The organism is Mesorhizobium sp. YIM 152430 (assembly GCF_029210365.1).
Taxonomy (GTDB): Bacteria; Pseudomonadota; Alphaproteobacteria; order Rhizobiales; family Rhizobiaceae; genus Aliihoeflea.
This window is the reverse complement of record NZ_JARGES010000015.1, coordinates 243066-258739: the sequence shown is the minus strand read 5'-3', so window position 1 is coordinate 258739 and position 15674 is coordinate 243066. Positions and strand designations below refer to the sequence as shown.

The following is a 15674-nucleotide window of genomic DNA, read 5'->3' as shown; positions in this document are numbered from 1 at the left end:
CGGCCGTTCTCGTTCTATCGCGTGGCTTCCGGTTCGGCGATCGCTCTATCCTGCACGTTTCCGGCGCCGCCGGGAAGCTGTTCGATCTGGACGCGCAAATCGGGATCGACCATCGATCTGAGGAAAGTCTCGACCGTTTCGCGATCCTGCGTGTCCAGACGCGTCAGTGCATTGGCGATACGGCGGGACTGTGGCGCGGCGAGCGCGAGGGCGAGGTCGCGGCCCTTGTCCGTCGGATAGAGCTCGCGCTGGCGCCGGTCGCGCAGGCCCTGGATCTGGACGACGTAGCCGGTCTCGATGAGTTGCTTGAGCACCCGCGCGAGGCTCTGCTTTGTGATCTTCAGGACGTCAAGCAGCTCGGCGACGGTGAGACCGGGAATGCGGTTGACGAAGTGGACGACGCGGTGATGGGCGCGGCCGAAGCCATAGGCCGCCAGCAACTGGTCGGGATCGGAGGTGAAATCGCGATAGGCGAAGAAGAACAGCTCGATCATCGGAAAATCGATGCCGTCGTCGACCGTCAGCGGGGTGCGGATTGCCTTGGCCAGTTCGGCCGGTTTCTTCGCCATCATCGTATCGTCAGCCTAGCAGATTCGAAATTTATGTCAGCCTTGTTGACATAAATTGCACGGGCTTGTAATTTTTGCCAATCTTTTCGCCAATTGACGAACGAAAAGGCAAGTTGAAGCGGATTTTCCTGGAATTTCCTTCAATTTGCCATGCGTTCGGGGCAGTTGCGCGAGACGCAGCAAAGTCAGCGCTCAACGATCAGGGGCATCAGCCCGCGGGAGGTTTTCATGGCATCCGTTCCCTTCGACCAACTCGACGGCCATATCTGGATGAACGGCGAATTCGTCAGATGGGCGGACGCCAAGGTCCATGTCCTGACCCACGGTCTCCATTATGCCAGTTCGGTGTTCGAGGGCGAGCGGGCCTATGGCGGCGAAATCTTCAAGCTGACCGAGCACACCGAGCGCCTGCACGAATCCGCGCGTCTCCTCGGCTTCAAGATTCCCTATTCGGTCGGCGAGATCGACGAAGCCTGCCGCGAACTCCTGAAGAAGCAGGGCTTTCAGGACGCCTATGTCCGCCCGATCGCCTGGCGCGGCTCGGAGATGATGGGCGTTTCGGCGCAGAACAACCGGATCAACTGCGCCATCGCGATCTGGCAGTGGCCGAGCTATTTCGACCCCGAGCAGAAGCTGAAGGGCATCCGCCTCGATCTGGCCGAATACCGCCGCCCCGACCCGCGCACCGCGCCGTCGAAGTCGAAGGCCGCCGGCCTCTACATGATCTGCACGCTTTCCAAGCACGCGGCGGAAGCCAAGGGCTATGCCGATGCCCTGATGCTCGACTGGCGCGGCCGCGTCGCCGAGGCGACGGGCGCCAACGTCTTTTTCGTCCAGGACGGCAAGCTCCACACGCCGGACCCGGACTGCTTCCTCGACGGGATCACGCGCCGCACGGTCATCGACCTCGCCAGGCGGCGCGGCATCGAAGTCGTCCAGCGCGCGATCATGCCGGAGGAGATGGAAGGCTTTACGGAGTGCTTCCTGACCGGCACCGCCGCCGAAGTCACCCCGGTCTCCGAAGTCGGCCCCTACCGCTTCACGCCCGGCGAGATCTCGCGCAACCTGATGAACGATTATTCGGCCGAAGTGCAACCCAAGCACGCCATCGCGGCGGAGTAAGGCGGCAAGTCGAGCAAACGCCTTCACCCTTGCAATCCGTCCGCATTCTCCTCAGGTAGAACCCGACAGAGAGGAGATTTTCATGGGTGAACTGAGAGCCGGGATCGTTCCCGTCACGCCGTTCCAGCAGAATTGCACGATCCTGTTCGACGAGGCGACCAGGCGTGGCGTGGTCGTCGATCCGGGCGGCGACGTCGAGACGATCCGCCAGGTCATTTCGGAGAACGGGCTGACGATCGAGGGTATCTGGCTGACGCACGGCCATCTCGACCATGCCGGCGGGGCGATGGAACTGAAGGATGCGCTCGACGTCGACATCGTCGGCCCGCACGCGGCCGACGAGCCGCTGCTGTCACGCATCGCCGACCAGGCGCGGACTTACGGCATTTCCGGCCTCGCGAACTGCACGCCGGACCGTTACCTGACCGAAGGCGAGAAAGTCTCGTTCGGCGATCACGAATTTGAAGTTCTGCACTGCCCCGGCCACGCGCCCGGCCATGTCGTCTTCTACAATCGCGCCGCCAGCTTCGCCCATGTCGGCGACGTGCTCTTTTCCGGTTTCATCGGCCGCACCGACCTGCCGGGCGGCGACCACGCGACGCTGATCCGCTCGATCAAGGAAAAGCTGCTGCCGCTCGGCGACGAGATCGGCTTCATCTGCGGCCACGGGCCGGGGGGAAGGTTCGGGGAAGAGCGGCGGAACAACCCGTTTCTGGTTTGAGGTTCGGGGAGTCTTTCTGAAGGGAACCCCCACCCTCTATCCCTTTCCACAAGGGGAAGGGAGGGCGCCGGCGCTGCGCTCTATCCTTCAAACCGGGGAAGGGCGCGTCGACGGGATTGGCACGGCATTCACGGGCTCCCTCCCCCTTGTGGGGAGGGATAGAGGGTGGGGGTCAATTGGCAAAATTCTCGGTTCGGTCCACCGCCACCCAACAAAAAAGCCCACCAAACGGCGGGCTTTTTCGTCAGTTCGTGAAACGTCAGTTCGCTTCGCAGAAGCGCCGCACGCCGTCATAGCCGACATAGGTGCCGGTGTCCGGGTTGAACGAGCGGTAGCGGTCCGAGCACCAGCGATACCAGTCGCGGGTCCACGGCTCGAACGAGGAATAGCGCTCGACATAGACGGTGCGCGGCCGCTCGTAGACGCGGACGGGGCGCTCATAGACCGGGCGCGGGCGCACATAGCGCGGCTCGTCATAGCGGTAGATCACGTCGGCCTGGCGGTTGGCAGAGCCGGCGATCAGCGCGCCGGCGGCAAGGCCGAGCACGCCTGCGGCGACGACGTCGCCGGTATTGGCGCGGTAGCGGCGGTGGTCATGGGCGCTGGCGGGCGCAATGGCGGCCAGCGTGGTGGCTGCGATCAGGGCCGAAGCGGCAGCAGTCTTCACAATGCGGTTCATCGATCTTCACTCCTGGCCGGCCCAAACACATCCATCGCCGGCATTGCATGAAGATTTAAGTCTCATTCGATGAACGGATGCTGAACGCGCCGATCACGGATGGCAGCGAACGAAAAACCCCCGCGACGCCTGCGTTCGCGGGGATTTCAACGACCCTTCCGCCGGGATCAGCCGATGGTGAGATTGACCGCCTTCGGACCCTTGCCACGCTTGTCGGGCTCGGTATCGAAGCTCACCTTCTGGCCGTCCTCGAGACCCGGCAGGCCGGACGCTTGGACGGCCGAGATGTGGACGAACACGTCCTTTTGCCCGTCATCCGGCGTGATGAAGCCGAAGCCTTTGGCGTGATTGAAGAATTTGACTGTTCCACTCTGCGGCATGGGAAGGTTCCTCATCTCCCGTGGGATTGCGTCAGGGGTGTTCGGCCCCATGACATAAGGGTGCGCCGATGGCCGGCGCAGGATTGGGCAGTGCTCTTGTTGAGGGAGAAGGAAACAGGGCAGCGCGCGGGGTCGAAATCACCCTCTTTTGTCGCGGTCGAGCCGGATGGACGGTGCAAGCGATCATGGTCGTCTGGTCTGTCGATCCGGTCATTCTATTCCAGTCTCCGGGCCGGCAATTGCCCGAACGTCAGAACTGTCCCGCATTTTGACAGGCTGGGCAAGAAAAAGTTTCCTTCATGCGTGAAGGGACGCGCCGGGCAAAGAAAAAGCGCCGCGGAGGGCGGCGCTTCGGGATTCGTCATGCAGCGTGGCTGCGAAAGGATCAGGCTTCCTGAAGGTTGACGGCCTTCGGGCCCTTGCCCATGCGGTCCGGCTCGACGTCGAAGGTGACCTTCTGGCCGTCGACGAGGGTGCGCAGGCCGGACTTCTCGACGGCCGAGATGTGGACGAAAACGTCCTTTGCGCCATCGTCCGGCGTGATGAAGCCGAAGCCCTTGGTGGTGTTGAAGAACTTTACGGTGCCGCTCTGGCTGCTCATGTGGGACTCCTATTGCCCTGATTGTGGTGTGCGCCGCCGTTCGGTTGCGGTCGCGATCGTCGAGAGTTCACGAAATCGGGGAAAGGTCGTCCAAAACGTTCCAGTCTCCGGGCCGTCAAATACCCGAACGCCTATTGCATGACACGGAAATTGCATTCTGGCAAGGTCGGGACCTCCGCCGGTTCAACCGGCGGAGGTGGCGGGCGTCGTCACATAGCGCTCGCCCCTCAAGCCCTGCCAGGTGCTGAACATCATCACCACGAGCAGGAACGCGAAGGGAAGGCCGGTGGCGACGGCCGCCGATTGCAGCGAGGCCAATCCGCCGCCCAGAAGCAGGGCGATCGCGACCAGCCCCTCGAAGCTGGCCCAGAAGACGCGCTGGGTGACGGGCGCATCGAGCTTGCCGCCGGCCGTGATGGTGTCGATCACCAGCGAGCCGGAATCCGACGAAGTGACGAAGAAGACGATCACCAGCACGATGCCGATGAAGGAGATGATCTGCGTCAGCGGGAATGCGTTCGCCATGATGAAGAGCTTCAGTTCGTCCGATGCCTCCGACACCAGCGAATTGCCGAGATTGGCGACCTGATCGATCGCCGCGCCGCCGAAGGTCGACATCCAGACGATCGACAGCAAGGTCGGGACGACCAGAACGCAGGTGACGAATTCGCGAACGGTGCGCCCGCGCGAGACGCGCGCGATAAACATCCCGACGAAGGGCGACCAGGAAATCCACCAGGCCCAGTAGAACGTCGTCCAGCCATGCAGGAAGTTGACGTCCTCGCGGCCGAAGGGATTGGCCAGCGGCAGGAAATAGGTGACGTAGGCGATGGAGTTCTGCACGAAGCCGGTGGCGATGAGCAGTGTTGGTCCGGCCAGGAAGATGAATGCCAGCAGGAAGAGCGCCAGCACCATGTTGATTTCCGACAGGCGCTTCACGCCGGCGTCGAGACCGGCGACGACCGATACCAAAGCCACCGCCGTAATGAGCAGGATCAGTACCACCTTGGTGCCGTCGGTCGCGGGAATGCCGAACAGGAATTCGATGCCGCCCATCGCCTGTTCCGCGCCCAGGCCAAGCGAGGTAGCAAGGCCGAACAGGGTCGCGAACACCGCAAGGATGTCGATTACGTGGCCGGGCCATCCCCAGACGCGCTCGCCCAGAAGCGGGTAGAAGACCGAGCGCAGCGTCAGCGGCAGGCCGCGATTATAGGCGAAGAAGGCCAGCGACAGGCCGACCACCGCATAGATCGCCCAGGGGTGCAGGCCCCAATGATAGATCGTGGCCGCCATCGCCAGCGCCTGCGCGGCGGCCGGGTCGCCTTCCGCGCCGCCGAGCGGCGCCCAGTCGGTTCGCACGCCGCCTTCGCTGGCCACGCCGGCGAGCGAGGATTCATAGTGGCTCAGCGGTTCGGAGACGCCGAAATACATCAGGCCGATGCCCATGCCGGCTGCAAAGAGCATGGCGAACCAGCCGAGATAGCCATAGTCGGGCCTTGCATCCTCACCGCCAAGCCGGATCGAGCCGAGCGGCGTCACGATCAGGGCCAGGCTGAACAGCACGAAGAGATTGCCGGCGATCATCAGGAACCAGTCGAAATTGTCCGTCAGCCACGGCCGCAACCAGCCGAAGAACTCTTCCGTCACCGTCGGGAACAGAAGCGACAGCACCACGAAGACGATGATCACGCCTCCCGAGATCGCAAACACGGGATTGTGGATGTCGAGGCCGAAAATCTGAACATTGTCCTGCCCGACTTCATAGTCGATGTCGTCCACGGTGACCGTGCTTTTGGAGTCTTCGTTCATTCTTGATTCCTCGATATTTTCTTGCGGCCGCCATCGAAAGAGGCGGCCGGATTGCCCGCCGGCGCATCATGGGCGCCGAAAAAGAATGCGGGATCGCGAGCCACAAGGCTAACGCGATCCCGCCATATTTCAACCTCAATGCGCCCACTGCGTGGGCGTGCAACTCAGACCAGCGAAGCCGTGAAGCGCTGGATTCGGCTGCACGCCTCCTCCAGGAGGTCTTCGGAAGTGGCGTAGGAAATGCGGAAATTCGGGCCGAGGCCGAAGGCCGAGCCATGGACCACCGCGACGCCTTCCTGTTCGAGAAGCGCCGAGACGAAATCCTCGTCGGTCTCGATCACCTTGCCGCTCTGCGTCTTCTTGCCGATCGTGCCTTCGCAGGACGGGTAGACGTAGAAGGCACCTTCCGGCACCGGGCAGGAGATGCCCTTGGCCTGGTTCAGCATCGAGACGACGAGGTCGCGGCGGCCCTGGAAGATGTCCTTGTTCCTGGCCACGAAATCCTGCGGCCCGTTGAGCGCCTCGACCGCCGCCCATTGGGCGATGGTGCAGGCGCCCGAGGTCTGCTGGCCCTGGATCATGTCCATCGCCTTGATGAGCGGGAGGGGGCCGGCCGCATAGCCGATGCGCCAGCCGGTCATGGCATAGGCTTTCGAGACGCCGTTCATGGTCAGCGTGCGCTCGTAGAGCTTCGGCTCGACCTCGGCGATCGTCCTGAAGACGAAATCGCCATAGGTCAGGTGCTCGTACATGTCGTCGGTCAGCGTCCAGACATGCGGGTGCTTCAGGAGCACGTCGGCGAGCGCGCGCAGTTCGGCCTGCGTATACGCCGCGCCGGACGGGTTGGACGGCGAGTTCATCAGGAGCCACTTGGTCTTCGGCGTGATGACCTTTTCCAGCGCGTCGGCAGTCAGCTTGAAGCCGTTGTCGATCGAGGTTTCGGCGAAGACCGGCGTGCCGCCGCAGATCGCCACCATTTCCGGGTAGGAGACCCAGTAGGGGCGGGGGATGACGACCTCGTCGCCGGGGTTCAGCGTCGCCATGAAGGCGTTGAACAGGATCTGCTTGCCGCCGGTGCCGACGATGGTCTGCTCGGGCGCGTAGTCGAGATTGTTCTCGCGCTTGAACTTGGCGGCGATCGCCTTGCGCAGTTCGGGAATGCCGGAGACCGGCGGATACTTCGTCTCGCCGCGGCGGATCGCGTCGACGGCGGCGTCCTTGATGTTGTCCGGCGTGTCGAAATCGGGTTCGCCCGCGCCAAGGCCGATCACGTCTCGCCCCTGCGCTTTCAGTTCGCGCGCCTTTTGCGTCACCGCGATGGTGGCGGACGGCTTCACGCGGGAAAGGGCATCGGCAAGAAAGGCCATGTTCGTTCGTCTCCGGGTCGGGTCTCGGCCGCCACTTGCGGCCGCCGGCTTCATGAATGATTGTGCGCCGAATCGCAAGGCTCGAGGGTTGGGCCAATGGCCGGGTATTAACGCCTGCTTAGCCTTGTGGGCCTAGGCTTGGCATCCAGTTTGTCGTCCAGGGAGGGCCGTTCCGTTGGCCCGCAGTCTCGGCCTGCCGCACATCATGCGCGAAGCCGACGGCACCGCCGTCGGCCACTGGGGTCCCTATGTCCTGAAATCCGCCTTCCAGCCGATCTTCACCTTCGAGCCGGCCGGGCTGAAGCAGCGTGCCTATGAGGGCCTGATCCGGCCGTTTCGCGATGGCGAGGCGGCGTCGCCGGGCCAGTTCTTCGCCGCCATTCCGACCATCGACCGGCTGCGCGTCGAGGCGCTGGCGCGCGATCTCCACATCCTCAACGCGGGAACGGCATTCGGTCCCGAAGTCACGCTCTTCATCAATTTCGACCCGTCGCTCTTTTGCGAAAAGCCGGTGGTCGATACCGCCCTGCATGAGATGCGCATCGTGCTCGGCGAGGCCGGGATTCCTTTCGCCAACGTTGTTTGCGAAGTGACCGAGCAGCCGTCCGGCTCGGCCGCGGCGTTGCAGGATTTCGTCGCCGCGCTGCGCGGCCAGGGCTACCGCGTCGCCGTTGACGATTACGGCGCCGACAGTTCCGACATGGAGCGCGTCAAGCAGTTGCGGCCCGACATCGTCAAGTTCGACGCCAAATGGGTAGCTCGTCTGATGGACTCCCAGCCGGGCGTCGCGCTGCTTAAGGTCATGGTCGGGGAATTTCGGCAGCGGGGCATCGTGACCGTCTTCGAAGGCATCGAAGAAAACTGGCAGCTCGACGTTGCGCATGAAGTCGGCGCGGCGATGGTGCAGGGTTTCGTCCTCGCGCGTCCCGAACTCGCGCCGACGCGCTTTCGTCCCGATCTTGCCGTGCCGCCGGAGCCGGCCGGATCGCAGGCTCCGGCGAATCCGCAAACATTCGCGGCTGCGGTCGAGGAACGTCCGCTCGCCCCGCGCCGGGCCCAGGCGCGCGTCTTCGGCCGGCGGGGTCTGACATGACGTCCGTCGAGACGCTGCAACGGGACGTCGCCTCGTCGATCCGGCATGACGAGATCGGGCTGGCGATCGGTCAGTTCGACGGCCATGTCCTGCGCTCGGCCTACCAGCCGGTCTATCGCCTGCAAAACGGGCGGCTGGCGGTCGTCGGCGCGCGGGCTTTGGTGCGGCCGAGCCGCGACGGGCGTCCGGCCCTGCCGTCGCGATTCTTCGAAAGGCTGCGCGGCGGCGACAGGCTGACATTCGAATGCCTGTGCCAGGCGCTGCACATCGCCAATCTTCCTTATGTCGATCTCGACACCGCAACCCTTGCGCTGCGGCTCGGCCCGATGCCGCGCACCATGCTCGACGCCGCGCTGGCGCTGCTGCGCCGGGCGACCGACGAACTTGAGGAGGAAGGCTACGACCCGCCGCGGATCTGGTGCGAACTTCCCGCGACCGGCATGGCGGCGGAGCAGGCCGGCGCGGCGCGCGCGCACGGTTTTCGCGTCGCGCTTTGCGATTTCGGGCCCGAGCCGGCCGGCATTTCGGCCGCGATGGTGGCGACGCCCGATTACGTCCGCCTCGACGGGGCGTGGTTCCGCACGGTCGCGCGCGCGCCGGAGGCGCGCATTCTGCTCGCACGGCTGACGACGCTGCTGCACGGCCAGGGCATCGAGGTCCTTGCGGACGGCATCGAGACGACGGCGCAATTCGAGGCGGCGCTCGATGTCGGCGCGGACATGTTCCAGGGCTTCCTGCTCGCGCCGCCCTTCCTCGCCGGTTCCGCCTTCACGCAGCGCCCCCTGCGCCTGCCGGAACTGCTGCGCCCGCACGCCAAGATCATTCCGCTGCGCCGGCCGGCCTGACCGTTCCCATCAATCGAAATCATCGATCCATCGCCCGCGCCCGCTCGCTTGCACTGGCAAGGCTTGGCAAACTCGCGGGCGATATCAGCGGAGACCGACATGCTGACCCTCTACGGAATGACCGACAGCGGCAATTGCTACAAGCCGCGTTTGCTTCTGGCCAAATTGGGCCGGCCTTTCCGCCATGTCGAGGTTTCGACCCTCGATGGCGGCACGCGCAGCGCGGACTATCTGGCGAAGAACCCGAACGGCAAGGTGCCGCTGCTCGAATTCGAGGACGGGCGCACGCTGGCGGAAAGCAATGCCATCCTGCTGCATCTCGCCGAGGGCACGCGGTTCCTGCCGGCCGATGCCTATCAGCGCGCGCTCGCCTATCAGTGGCTGTTCTTCGAACAATACAGCCACGAGCCGCAGATCGCCGTGCGCCGCTCGCTGGTCAAATATCCGCACCTTGCCGCATTCGCGACCGAGGAGCGGATGGCGGCGCTTCTGGACGGCGGAAACAGGGCGCTCGCCGTGATGGAACAACGGCTTGGCGCCGCGCCCTTCTTCGCCGGCGAAACGCTCTCGGTCGCCGATGTCGCGCTCTATGCCTACACCCACGACGCCGCAACCGCCGGTTTCGAATTGGCGCGATTTCCTTTCGTTTCGGCGTGGCTCTCGCGCGTCGCCTCTGACGAAAGTCATGTCGAAATCGGTTGGAAACCTGCCTGAAATCCAAGCAATCTGCGCAATTTCGTGCCTTTCCTGTTGACTCTTAGCCGATTTCGGGAAATTTCGTTTTCCAGTTTCACCGGATCGCAGCAAAACTGTTGTCCGGTTGTCACAAACCGCCGATAGTGCGGTTCGCGGAAGTAACCTTTCGCCAACAAATGGGAGCGAAACATGTCCATGAAAGCCTATGCGGCGGGTCTGGCCGCCACCTTCACCCTTTTGTCCGCGTCGACCGCGCTGGCCCAGACGCAGATCGACTGGTGGCACGCCATGTCCGGCGCCAACAACGACGTCGTCGAGCAACTCTCCGAGGAGTTCAACGAGAGCCAGGATGAGTATCGCGTCGTTCCGGTCTTCCGCGGAACCTATCCGGAAACGCTGAACGCCGGCATCGCCGCCTTCCGCGCCAACCAGGCACCGCACATCATCCAGGTCTTCGACGTCGGCACGGGCGTCATGATGGCCGCCGAAGGCGCGGTGAAGCCGGTCGCCGAAATCCTTTCGATGGGTGGAACCGAGTTCGACAAGTCGCAATACCTGGCCGGCATCGCCGCCTATTATTCGCGTCCCGACGGTACCATGCTGTCCTTCCCCTACAATTCCTCCTCGCCGATCCTTTACTACAACAAGGACATTTTCGAGGAAGCGGGCCTCGATCCCGAAACCCCGCCGGCGACCTGGCCGGAAGTCTTCGAGGCCGCCCGCACCATCAAGGAATCGGGCGCAGCACCCTGCGGCCTGACCTCGACCTGGCTGACCTGGATCGGCCTCGAGAACTTCGCCGCGTGGAACAACCTCCAATACGGCACCAACGAAAACGGCCTGGCCGGCACGGATGTCGAGCTGAAGATCAATGAAGGCCAGTTCGTCACCCACTTCCAGAATATCGCCGACCTCGCCGCCGACGACACGTTCCGTTATGGCGGGCGCACCTCGGAAGCCAAGCAGCTGTTCCTTTCGGGCGAATGCGCCATCATGACCGAATCCTCAGGCGGTCTCGGCGACGTTCTCAACTCGGGCATGAATTACGGCCTCGGCCAGCTTCCCTATTATCCGGAAGCCGAGGGCGCACCGCAGAACACCATTCCCGGCGGCGCGAGCCTCTGGGTGTTCGAAGGCAAGTCCGACGAGGAATATGCCGGCGTCGCCGCGTTCTTCGAATTCCTGTCGCAGACCGAAATCCAGGCTCGCCTGCACCAGGTCTCCGGCTATCTGCCGGTGACGATGGCCGCCTATGAGGCGACCAAGGAATCCGGCTTCTACGACGAGAATCCGGGCCGCGAAATCCCGATCACGCAGATGATGGGCAAGGAGCCGACCGAGAATTCGCGCGGCGTGCGCCTCGTCAACCTGCCGCAGGTCCGCGACATCCAGAACGAAGAGTTCGAGAAGATGCTGGCCGGCGAGCAGGATGCCCAGACGGCGCTGAACAACGCCGTCGAGCGCGCCAACGCCGCGATCCAGGAAGCCATCGGCAACTAGCCGAGGCTCTTGCGCCAGAAAATGCCGCCCGCGTGGCCAACACGCGGGCGGTCGTTTAAGACGGGGAACCGCCCCGCGTACTGACCGAGAGGAACGTCCTTGTCTCCGCGCGTCGTCTTCCCCAACAAGATCCTGCCCTATGCGCTGCTTGCTCCGCAGCTCGTCATCGTGGCCATCTTCTTTTATTGGCCCGCGAGCCAGGCGCTCTACCAGTCGGTGCTGCGCGAGGACCCGTTCGGCCTGCGCACGACCTTCGTGGGCCTGCGCAATTTCCAGCGCGTGCTGTCGGACCCGAATTATCTGAACGCGGTCGAGAACACCGCCATCTTTTCGGTGGCCGTCGCATTCCTCGCCATGTCGATCGCCCTGCTTCTGGCGGTGATGGCCGACAAGATCATCAAGGGGAAAGGCTTTTACCGCACCATGCTGATCTGGCCCTACGCCATCGCACCGGCGATCGCGGGCATGGTGTGGCTGTTCATGTTCAACCCCGCCATGGGCACCTTCGCCTACATGCTGCGCTCCTCGGGCTATGCCTGGGACCCGCTTCTCAAGGGCGACCAGGCGATGATCCTCGTCATCGCCGCCGCCGCGTGGAAGCAGATTTCCTACAATTTCCTGTTCTTCGTCGCGGGTCTCCAGGCGATCCCCAAGACGCTGATCGAGGCGGCCGCCATCGACGGCGCGGGCGAGACCAAGCGGTTCTGGACGATCGTCTTCCCGCTTCTGGCGCCGACCACGTTCTTCCTGCTCGTCATCAACACCACCTACGCCTTCTTCGACACGTTCGGCATCATCCATGCCGTGACCGGCGGCGGGCCGGGCAGGGCGACCGAGACGCTCGTCTACAAGGTCTATCACGACGGCTTCGTGAACCTCATTCTCGGCGACTCGGCCGCGCAGTCGGTCATCCTCATGGTCATCGTCATCGCGCTCACCGCCATCCAGTTCCGCTATGTGGAAAAGAAGGTTCACTATGGCTGAGACGACCATCAACGGCGCCAGCACCGCCGCCAAACTGGGCCGCAAGGAAGATGGCGCGATGCTCGGCGTCTCGAAGACGTCGCGCTACATCGCCCATGCGGTCCTGATCCTGGGCGTGCTGATCGTCGCCTTCCCGATCTATTACACCTTCGTCGCCTCGACCCATTCGTTGCAGACGATCCTGCGTCCGCCGCTGCCGCTTCTGCCGGGCGACCGGTTCTTCGAGAACTATTATCAGGCGCTCTTCGGCGGCGTGCGCCAGACCGGCGGCGTCGGTGCTGATCTTCTGCTTTTCAACACCACCGTCATGGCGCTGGGCATCGCGGTGGGAAAGATCGCCATATCGCTGCTCTCGGCCTATGCGATCGTCTTCTTCCGGTTTCCCGGCCGGATGCTCTTCTTCTGGCTGATCTTCATCACCCTGATGCTGCCGGTCGAGGTGCGCATCCTGCCGACCTACAAGGTCATGGTCGATCTCGGCCTGATCAACACCTATGCCGGCCTCATCATCCCGCTGATCGCGTCGGCGACGGCGACCCTGCTCTTCCGCACGTTCTTCCTGACCATTCCGGGCGAACTGGTCGAGGCGGCGCGGGTCGACGGAGCAGGGCCCTGGCGCTTCTTCAAGGACATCCTTCTCCCATTGTCCAAGACCAACCTCGCCGCGCTTTTCGTCATCATGTTCATCTACGGGTGGACGCAATATCTTTGGCCGCTCCTGATCACCACGTCCAACGACATGAACACCATCGTGATCGCACTGCGCCGGATGATCTCCTTCGCCGACGCCGAAACGCAGTGGCACATCGTCATGGTCACGGCGATCCTGGCCATGCTGCCGCCCGTTGCCGTCGTGGTCTTCATGCAGCGATGGTTCGTCAAGGGCCTCGTCGAAACCGAAAAATAAGAAGGCCGCATCAATGGCAAATGTCGAACTGAAGAACGTGCGCAAGGTCTATGGTGGCAAGGTCGAGGCCGTGAAGGGTGTCTCCATCTCCATCCCCGACGGCCAGATGTGCGTACTGGTCGGCCCCTCGGGCTGCGGCAAGTCCACGCTGCTGCGCATGATCGCGGGGCTGGAGACGATCACCGATGGCACGGTTTCGATCGGCGACAAGGTGGTCAACGATCTCGGGCCGGTCGAGCGCGACATCGCCATGGTGTTCCAGAACTACGCCCTCTATCCGCACATGTCGGTCTACGACAACATGGCCTACGGCCTGCGCAACCGCGGCATGGCCAAGGACGAGATCGACCGGCGCGTGCGCGAGGCCGCCGACACGCTCGGCCTTGCCGAATTCCTGCAACGCCGTCCGCGCGAGCTTTCCGGCGGCCAGCGCCAGCGCGTCGCCATGGGCCGCGCCATCGTGCGCAGCCCCAAGGCGTTCCTGTTCGACGAGCCGCTGTCCAATCTCGACGCCAAGCTGCGCGGGCAGATGCGCGTGGAGATCAAGAGCCTTCAGCGTCGCCTCGGCGTCACCTCGGTCTATGTCACCCACGACCAGGTCGAGGCGATGACGCTCGCAGATACGCTCGTCGTCATGAATGGCGGCCTGGCCGAGCAGATCGACACGCCGATGGCGATCTACGAGAAGCCGGCCTCGACCTTCGTCGCCGGCTTCATCGGGTCGCCGGCGATGAATTTGATGACGGCGCGCGTGGCCGAGGACGGGCAGGGGCTGACGCTGGCCGGCGGCGGTTCGGTCAAGCCGCGCGACACGGTGTTGCCCGAGGTCGGCCGCGAAATCCTGCTCGGCGTGCGGCCGGAACATATGACGGTCACGTCGAACCGCAGTACGGCCGATCTGACACTGAAGGTCACCGCCGTAGAAATCCTCGGTGCCGACACGCTGGCGCACGGCCAGCCCGCCGATGCAACCCAGTCGGGCGGCGAACTCATCGCGCGACTGCCGGGCGGCACGCGGGTCGAAGCCGGCGACGTGTTGCCGATGGCGATCAATCCGGGCATGGCGCATCTGTTCGACGCCAGGACAGGCAGGCGCATCTGATTTTCGTGAGGGCGAGGCTCGCGTGGCCGCGCCTTTTTTCAGGCGACGTTGCGCAGCCTGGAGGTCGCCGGTTTCGGCTTGTCGGCCGTTGCGGGCCTGCCGGCAATCTCGGCCAGGATCGCGTTCACCTCGTCCATGTCGACATAATAGTAGCGGGCAAGCTGGACCGGCACGTCGTCATGCTTGACGCCGCGGCTCGTCATGAAACGGATGGCGAATTCGATCTCGTCACGCTCGACGAGACGGCGCTTGGCGCAATCGTCGACGGTCCTGGCCATTCGAATTCCCCCGCACTGCCTGGAACATCGGGCCGGAAAGATGTTGCGGTCTTCCCTTGTGGCCGATGTTCGGTGAAACAACTGCGCCGGTCGTCAGCGCGCATGTAGGTCATGACGCGAATCGTTGGCCCGCAGTATGGCGCGTGGGGTCGCAGGCGCAATAAAACCGTGGATAAGTAAGAAAGTTGTGAAGATGACATCATAGTTTCTTGCAACCCGCGAGCGATCCGGTGCAGGCGCGCGCAATCGGCGCTTTGCAGCGCTCCCGTTTCGCGATTGCCGAACGCCGTCCGCTCGCGTAAGGAATGTCCGGGCGGGACGACAATTCGAACGAACTCGAAAGAGACGATCTTGGCTTTTGAGAAGACGGTTGCGGCAGGTTGGATCGCCGCTTCATTGTTGTCATTGACGGTTCTGTCCGGTTGCACCTCCACCGGCGACCTGGCCACCAATCTTCAGGCTGCGGCCGAAGCCGAGGTCGCGCTTCCCGAAACGGTCGAAATTCGCCCCTCGGCCAAGTTCACCGAGGCGGACGTCGCCGTCGACCCCGCATCCGGCGAGCCGGCCGTCGTCGCCTCCGCTTTTGCCGGCGCCACGCCGTCCTCGGCATTGCAGGCCGCGATCGTGCCGTCTGGCATCAAGTCGGTCGCGCCGCGCAGCCCCGAGCTCGACCAGCTCATCGCCAAATATGCCGCCCATTACGAACTGCCGGTCGAACTGGTGCGCCGCGTCGTCAAGCGCGAGAGCAATTTCAATCCCGGCGCTCGCAACCGCATCTACTGGGGCCTGATGCAGATCCGGCACGACACCGCCCGCACCATGGGCTATCGCGGCTCGGCGGAAGGGCTGCTCGATGCCGAAACCAATCTGAAATACGCCGTCAAATATCTGCGCGGCGCCTACCTCACCGCCGACGGCAACCAGGACCGCGCCGTGCGGTTTTATGCGCGCGGCTATTACTACGACGCCAAGCGCAAGGGCATCCTGCGCGAGACGGGGCTGCGGTCGTAGGCCGCTCACA

General features: G+C 63.7%; 17 protein-coding genes. 10 read left to right on the top strand and 7 right to left on the bottom strand.

Annotated elements, in window-relative coordinates:
* Positions 1 to 14 precede the first annotated feature (14 nt).
* Positions 15 to 569, bottom strand: coding sequence for a MarR family transcriptional regulator (locus tag PZ895_RS02035; RefSeq protein WP_275837456.1), 555 nt, complete (start codon positions 567 to 569; stop codon positions 15 to 17).
* Between the two features lie 228 nt (positions 570 to 797).
* On the opposite strand from PZ895_RS02035, the gene PZ895_RS02030 reads away from it, so the two are divergent.
* Together PZ895_RS02030 and PZ895_RS02025 are read left to right on the top strand one after the other, a co-directional pair.
* Positions 798 to 1691, top strand: a complete 894-nt coding sequence (locus PZ895_RS02030) for a branched-chain amino acid aminotransferase (RefSeq protein ID WP_275837356.1) — start codon at positions 798 to 800, stop codon at positions 1689 to 1691.
* An 82-nt stretch (positions 1692 to 1773) separates the two neighbouring features.
* A complete protein-coding gene (locus tag PZ895_RS02025) occupies positions 1774 to 2412 on the top strand; it encodes an MBL fold metallo-hydrolase (RefSeq protein WP_275837355.1) in 639 nt (212 codons plus the stop codon).
* A 259-nt stretch (positions 2413 to 2671) separates the two neighbouring features.
* Here the strand turns inward: PZ895_RS02025 and PZ895_RS02020 are convergent, their stop codons facing one another.
* The 5 genes from PZ895_RS02020 to PZ895_RS02000 all read right to left on the bottom strand — a co-directional run bounded on the left by PZ895_RS02020 (position 2672) and on the right by PZ895_RS02000 (position 7248).
* On the bottom strand, positions 2672 to 3091 hold the full coding sequence (locus PZ895_RS02020) for a BA14K family protein (protein ID WP_275837354.1): 420 nt from the start codon (positions 3089 to 3091) through the stop codon (positions 2672 to 2674).
* Positions 3092 to 3258: 167 nt separating this feature from the next.
* Positions 3259 to 3471: a cold-shock protein gene (locus tag PZ895_RS02015; RefSeq protein ID WP_275837353.1), complete on the bottom strand. Its 213-nt coding sequence runs from the start codon at positions 3469 to 3471 to the stop codon at positions 3259 to 3261.
* A gap of 385 nt (positions 3472 to 3856) precedes the next feature.
* The gene (locus PZ895_RS02010; protein ID WP_024588910.1) at positions 3857 to 4072 is read right to left on the bottom strand and encodes a cold-shock protein; all 216 of its coding nucleotides are present in this window, start codon (positions 4070 to 4072) and stop codon (positions 3857 to 3859) included.
* A 183-nt stretch (positions 4073 to 4255) separates the two neighbouring features.
* A complete protein-coding gene (locus tag PZ895_RS02005; RefSeq protein WP_275837352.1) occupies positions 4256 to 5881 on the bottom strand; it encodes a BCCT family transporter in 1626 nt (541 codons plus the stop codon).
* A gap of 164 nt (positions 5882 to 6045) precedes the next feature.
* Positions 6046 to 7248: a pyridoxal phosphate-dependent aminotransferase gene (locus PZ895_RS02000; protein WP_275837351.1), complete on the bottom strand. Its 1203-nt coding sequence runs from the start codon at positions 7246 to 7248 to the stop codon at positions 6046 to 6048.
* Positions 7249 to 7423: 175 nt separating this feature from the next.
* Here PZ895_RS02000 and PZ895_RS01995 point away from each other — a divergent pair, with 175 nt between their 5' ends.
* The 7 genes from PZ895_RS01995 (at position 7424) to PZ895_RS01965 (ending at position 14375) form a co-directional block, all read left to right on the top strand.
* Positions 7424 to 8341, top strand: a complete 918-nt coding sequence (locus PZ895_RS01995; protein WP_275837350.1) for an EAL domain-containing protein — start codon at positions 7424 to 7426, stop codon at positions 8339 to 8341.
* Positions 8338 to 9186 carry an EAL domain-containing protein gene (locus PZ895_RS01990; RefSeq protein WP_275837349.1) on the top strand — a complete coding sequence of 283 codons (849 nt, stop codon included), beginning with the start codon at positions 8338 to 8340 and terminating at the stop codon, positions 9184 to 9186. Before PZ895_RS01995 ends, PZ895_RS01990 begins: the two co-directional genes overlap by 4 nt.
* A 99-nt stretch (positions 9187 to 9285) precedes the next feature.
* Positions 9286 to 9900: a glutathione S-transferase family protein gene (locus PZ895_RS01985; protein WP_275837348.1), complete on the top strand. Its 615-nt coding sequence runs from the start codon at positions 9286 to 9288 to the stop codon at positions 9898 to 9900.
* Between the two features lie 171 nt (positions 9901 to 10071).
* On the top strand, positions 10072 to 11382 hold the full coding sequence (ugpB, locus tag PZ895_RS01980; RefSeq protein ID WP_275837347.1) for a sn-glycerol-3-phosphate ABC transporter substrate-binding protein UgpB: 1311 nt from the start codon (positions 10072 to 10074) through the stop codon (positions 11380 to 11382).
* 99 nt (positions 11383 to 11481) lie between these two features.
* On the top strand, positions 11482 to 12366 hold the full coding sequence (ugpA, locus tag PZ895_RS01975; protein ID WP_275837346.1) for a sn-glycerol-3-phosphate ABC transporter permease UgpA: 885 nt from the start codon (positions 11482 to 11484) through the stop codon (positions 12364 to 12366).
* A 58-nt stretch (positions 12367 to 12424) separates the two neighbouring features.
* The gene (gene ugpE / locus PZ895_RS01970) at positions 12425 to 13273 is read left to right on the top strand and encodes a sn-glycerol-3-phosphate ABC transporter permease UgpE (RefSeq protein ID WP_275837455.1); all 849 of its coding nucleotides are present in this window, start codon (positions 12425 to 12427) and stop codon (positions 13271 to 13273) included.
* Between the two features lie 13 nt (positions 13274 to 13286).
* On the top strand, positions 13287 to 14375 hold the full coding sequence (locus PZ895_RS01965; RefSeq protein WP_275837345.1) for a sn-glycerol-3-phosphate import ATP-binding protein UgpC: 1089 nt from the start codon (positions 13287 to 13289) through the stop codon (positions 14373 to 14375).
* 38 nt (positions 14376 to 14413) lie between these two features.
* Here PZ895_RS01965 and PZ895_RS01960 read toward each other — a convergent pair whose 3' ends face one another.
* Positions 14414 to 14653 (bottom strand): hypothetical protein, encoded by a 240-nt coding sequence (locus PZ895_RS01960; protein WP_275837344.1) that lies wholly within the window; start codon positions 14651 to 14653, stop codon positions 14414 to 14416.
* Between the two features lie 351 nt (positions 14654 to 15004).
* Between PZ895_RS01960 and PZ895_RS01955 the strand changes: the two genes are divergently transcribed.
* Complete coding sequence (locus PZ895_RS01955) at positions 15005 to 15664, top strand: lytic transglycosylase domain-containing protein (RefSeq protein ID WP_275837343.1); 660 nt, start codon at positions 15005 to 15007, stop codon at positions 15662 to 15664.
* Positions 15665 to 15674 lie beyond the last annotated feature (10 nt).

Bases quoted from the DNA above. Each gene is read 5' to 3' on its own strand.
- PZ895_RS02020 (WP_275837354.1), bottom strand. From the start codon at position 3,091: ATGAACCGCATTGTGAAGACTGCTGCCGCTTCGGCCCTGATCGCAGCC.
- PZ895_RS02005 (WP_275837352.1), bottom strand. From the start codon at position 5,881: ATGAACGAAGACTCCAAAAGCACGGTCACCGTGGACGACATCGACTAT.
- PZ895_RS02010 (WP_024588910.1), bottom strand. From the start codon at position 4,072: ATGAGCAGCCAGAGCGGCACCGTAAAGTTCTTCAACACCACCAAGGGC.
- PZ895_RS02015 (WP_275837353.1), bottom strand. From the start codon at position 3,471: ATGCCGCAGAGTGGAACAGTCAAATTCTTCAATCACGCCAAAGGCTTC.
- PZ895_RS01990 (WP_275837349.1), top strand. From the start codon at position 8,338: ATGACGTCCGTCGAGACGCTGCAACGGGACGTCGCCTCGTCGATCCGG.
- PZ895_RS01985 (WP_275837348.1), top strand. From the start codon at position 9,286: ATGCTGACCCTCTACGGAATGACCGACAGCGGCAATTGCTACAAGCCG.
- ugpB (WP_275837347.1), top strand. From the start codon at position 10,072: ATGTCCATGAAAGCCTATGCGGCGGGTCTGGCCGCCACCTTCACCCTT.
- PZ895_RS02025 (WP_275837355.1), top strand. From the start codon at position 1,774: ATGGGTGAACTGAGAGCCGGGATCGTTCCCGTCACGCCGTTCCAGCAG.
- PZ895_RS02035 (WP_275837456.1), bottom strand. From the start codon at position 569: ATGGCGAAGAAACCGGCCGAACTGGCCAAGGCAATCCGCACCCCGCTG.
- PZ895_RS02030 (WP_275837356.1), top strand. From the start codon at position 798: ATGGCATCCGTTCCCTTCGACCAACTCGACGGCCATATCTGGATGAAC.
- PZ895_RS01960 (WP_275837344.1), bottom strand. From the start codon at position 14,653: ATGGCCAGGACCGTCGACGATTGCGCCAAGCGCCGTCTCGTCGAGCGT.
- PZ895_RS02000 (WP_275837351.1), bottom strand. From the start codon at position 7,248: ATGGCCTTTCTTGCCGATGCCCTTTCCCGCGTGAAGCCGTCCGCCACC.
- ugpE (WP_275837455.1), top strand. From the start codon at position 12,425: ATGCTCGGCGTCTCGAAGACGTCGCGCTACATCGCCCATGCGGTCCTG.
- PZ895_RS01965 (WP_275837345.1), top strand. From the start codon at position 13,287: ATGGCAAATGTCGAACTGAAGAACGTGCGCAAGGTCTATGGTGGCAAG.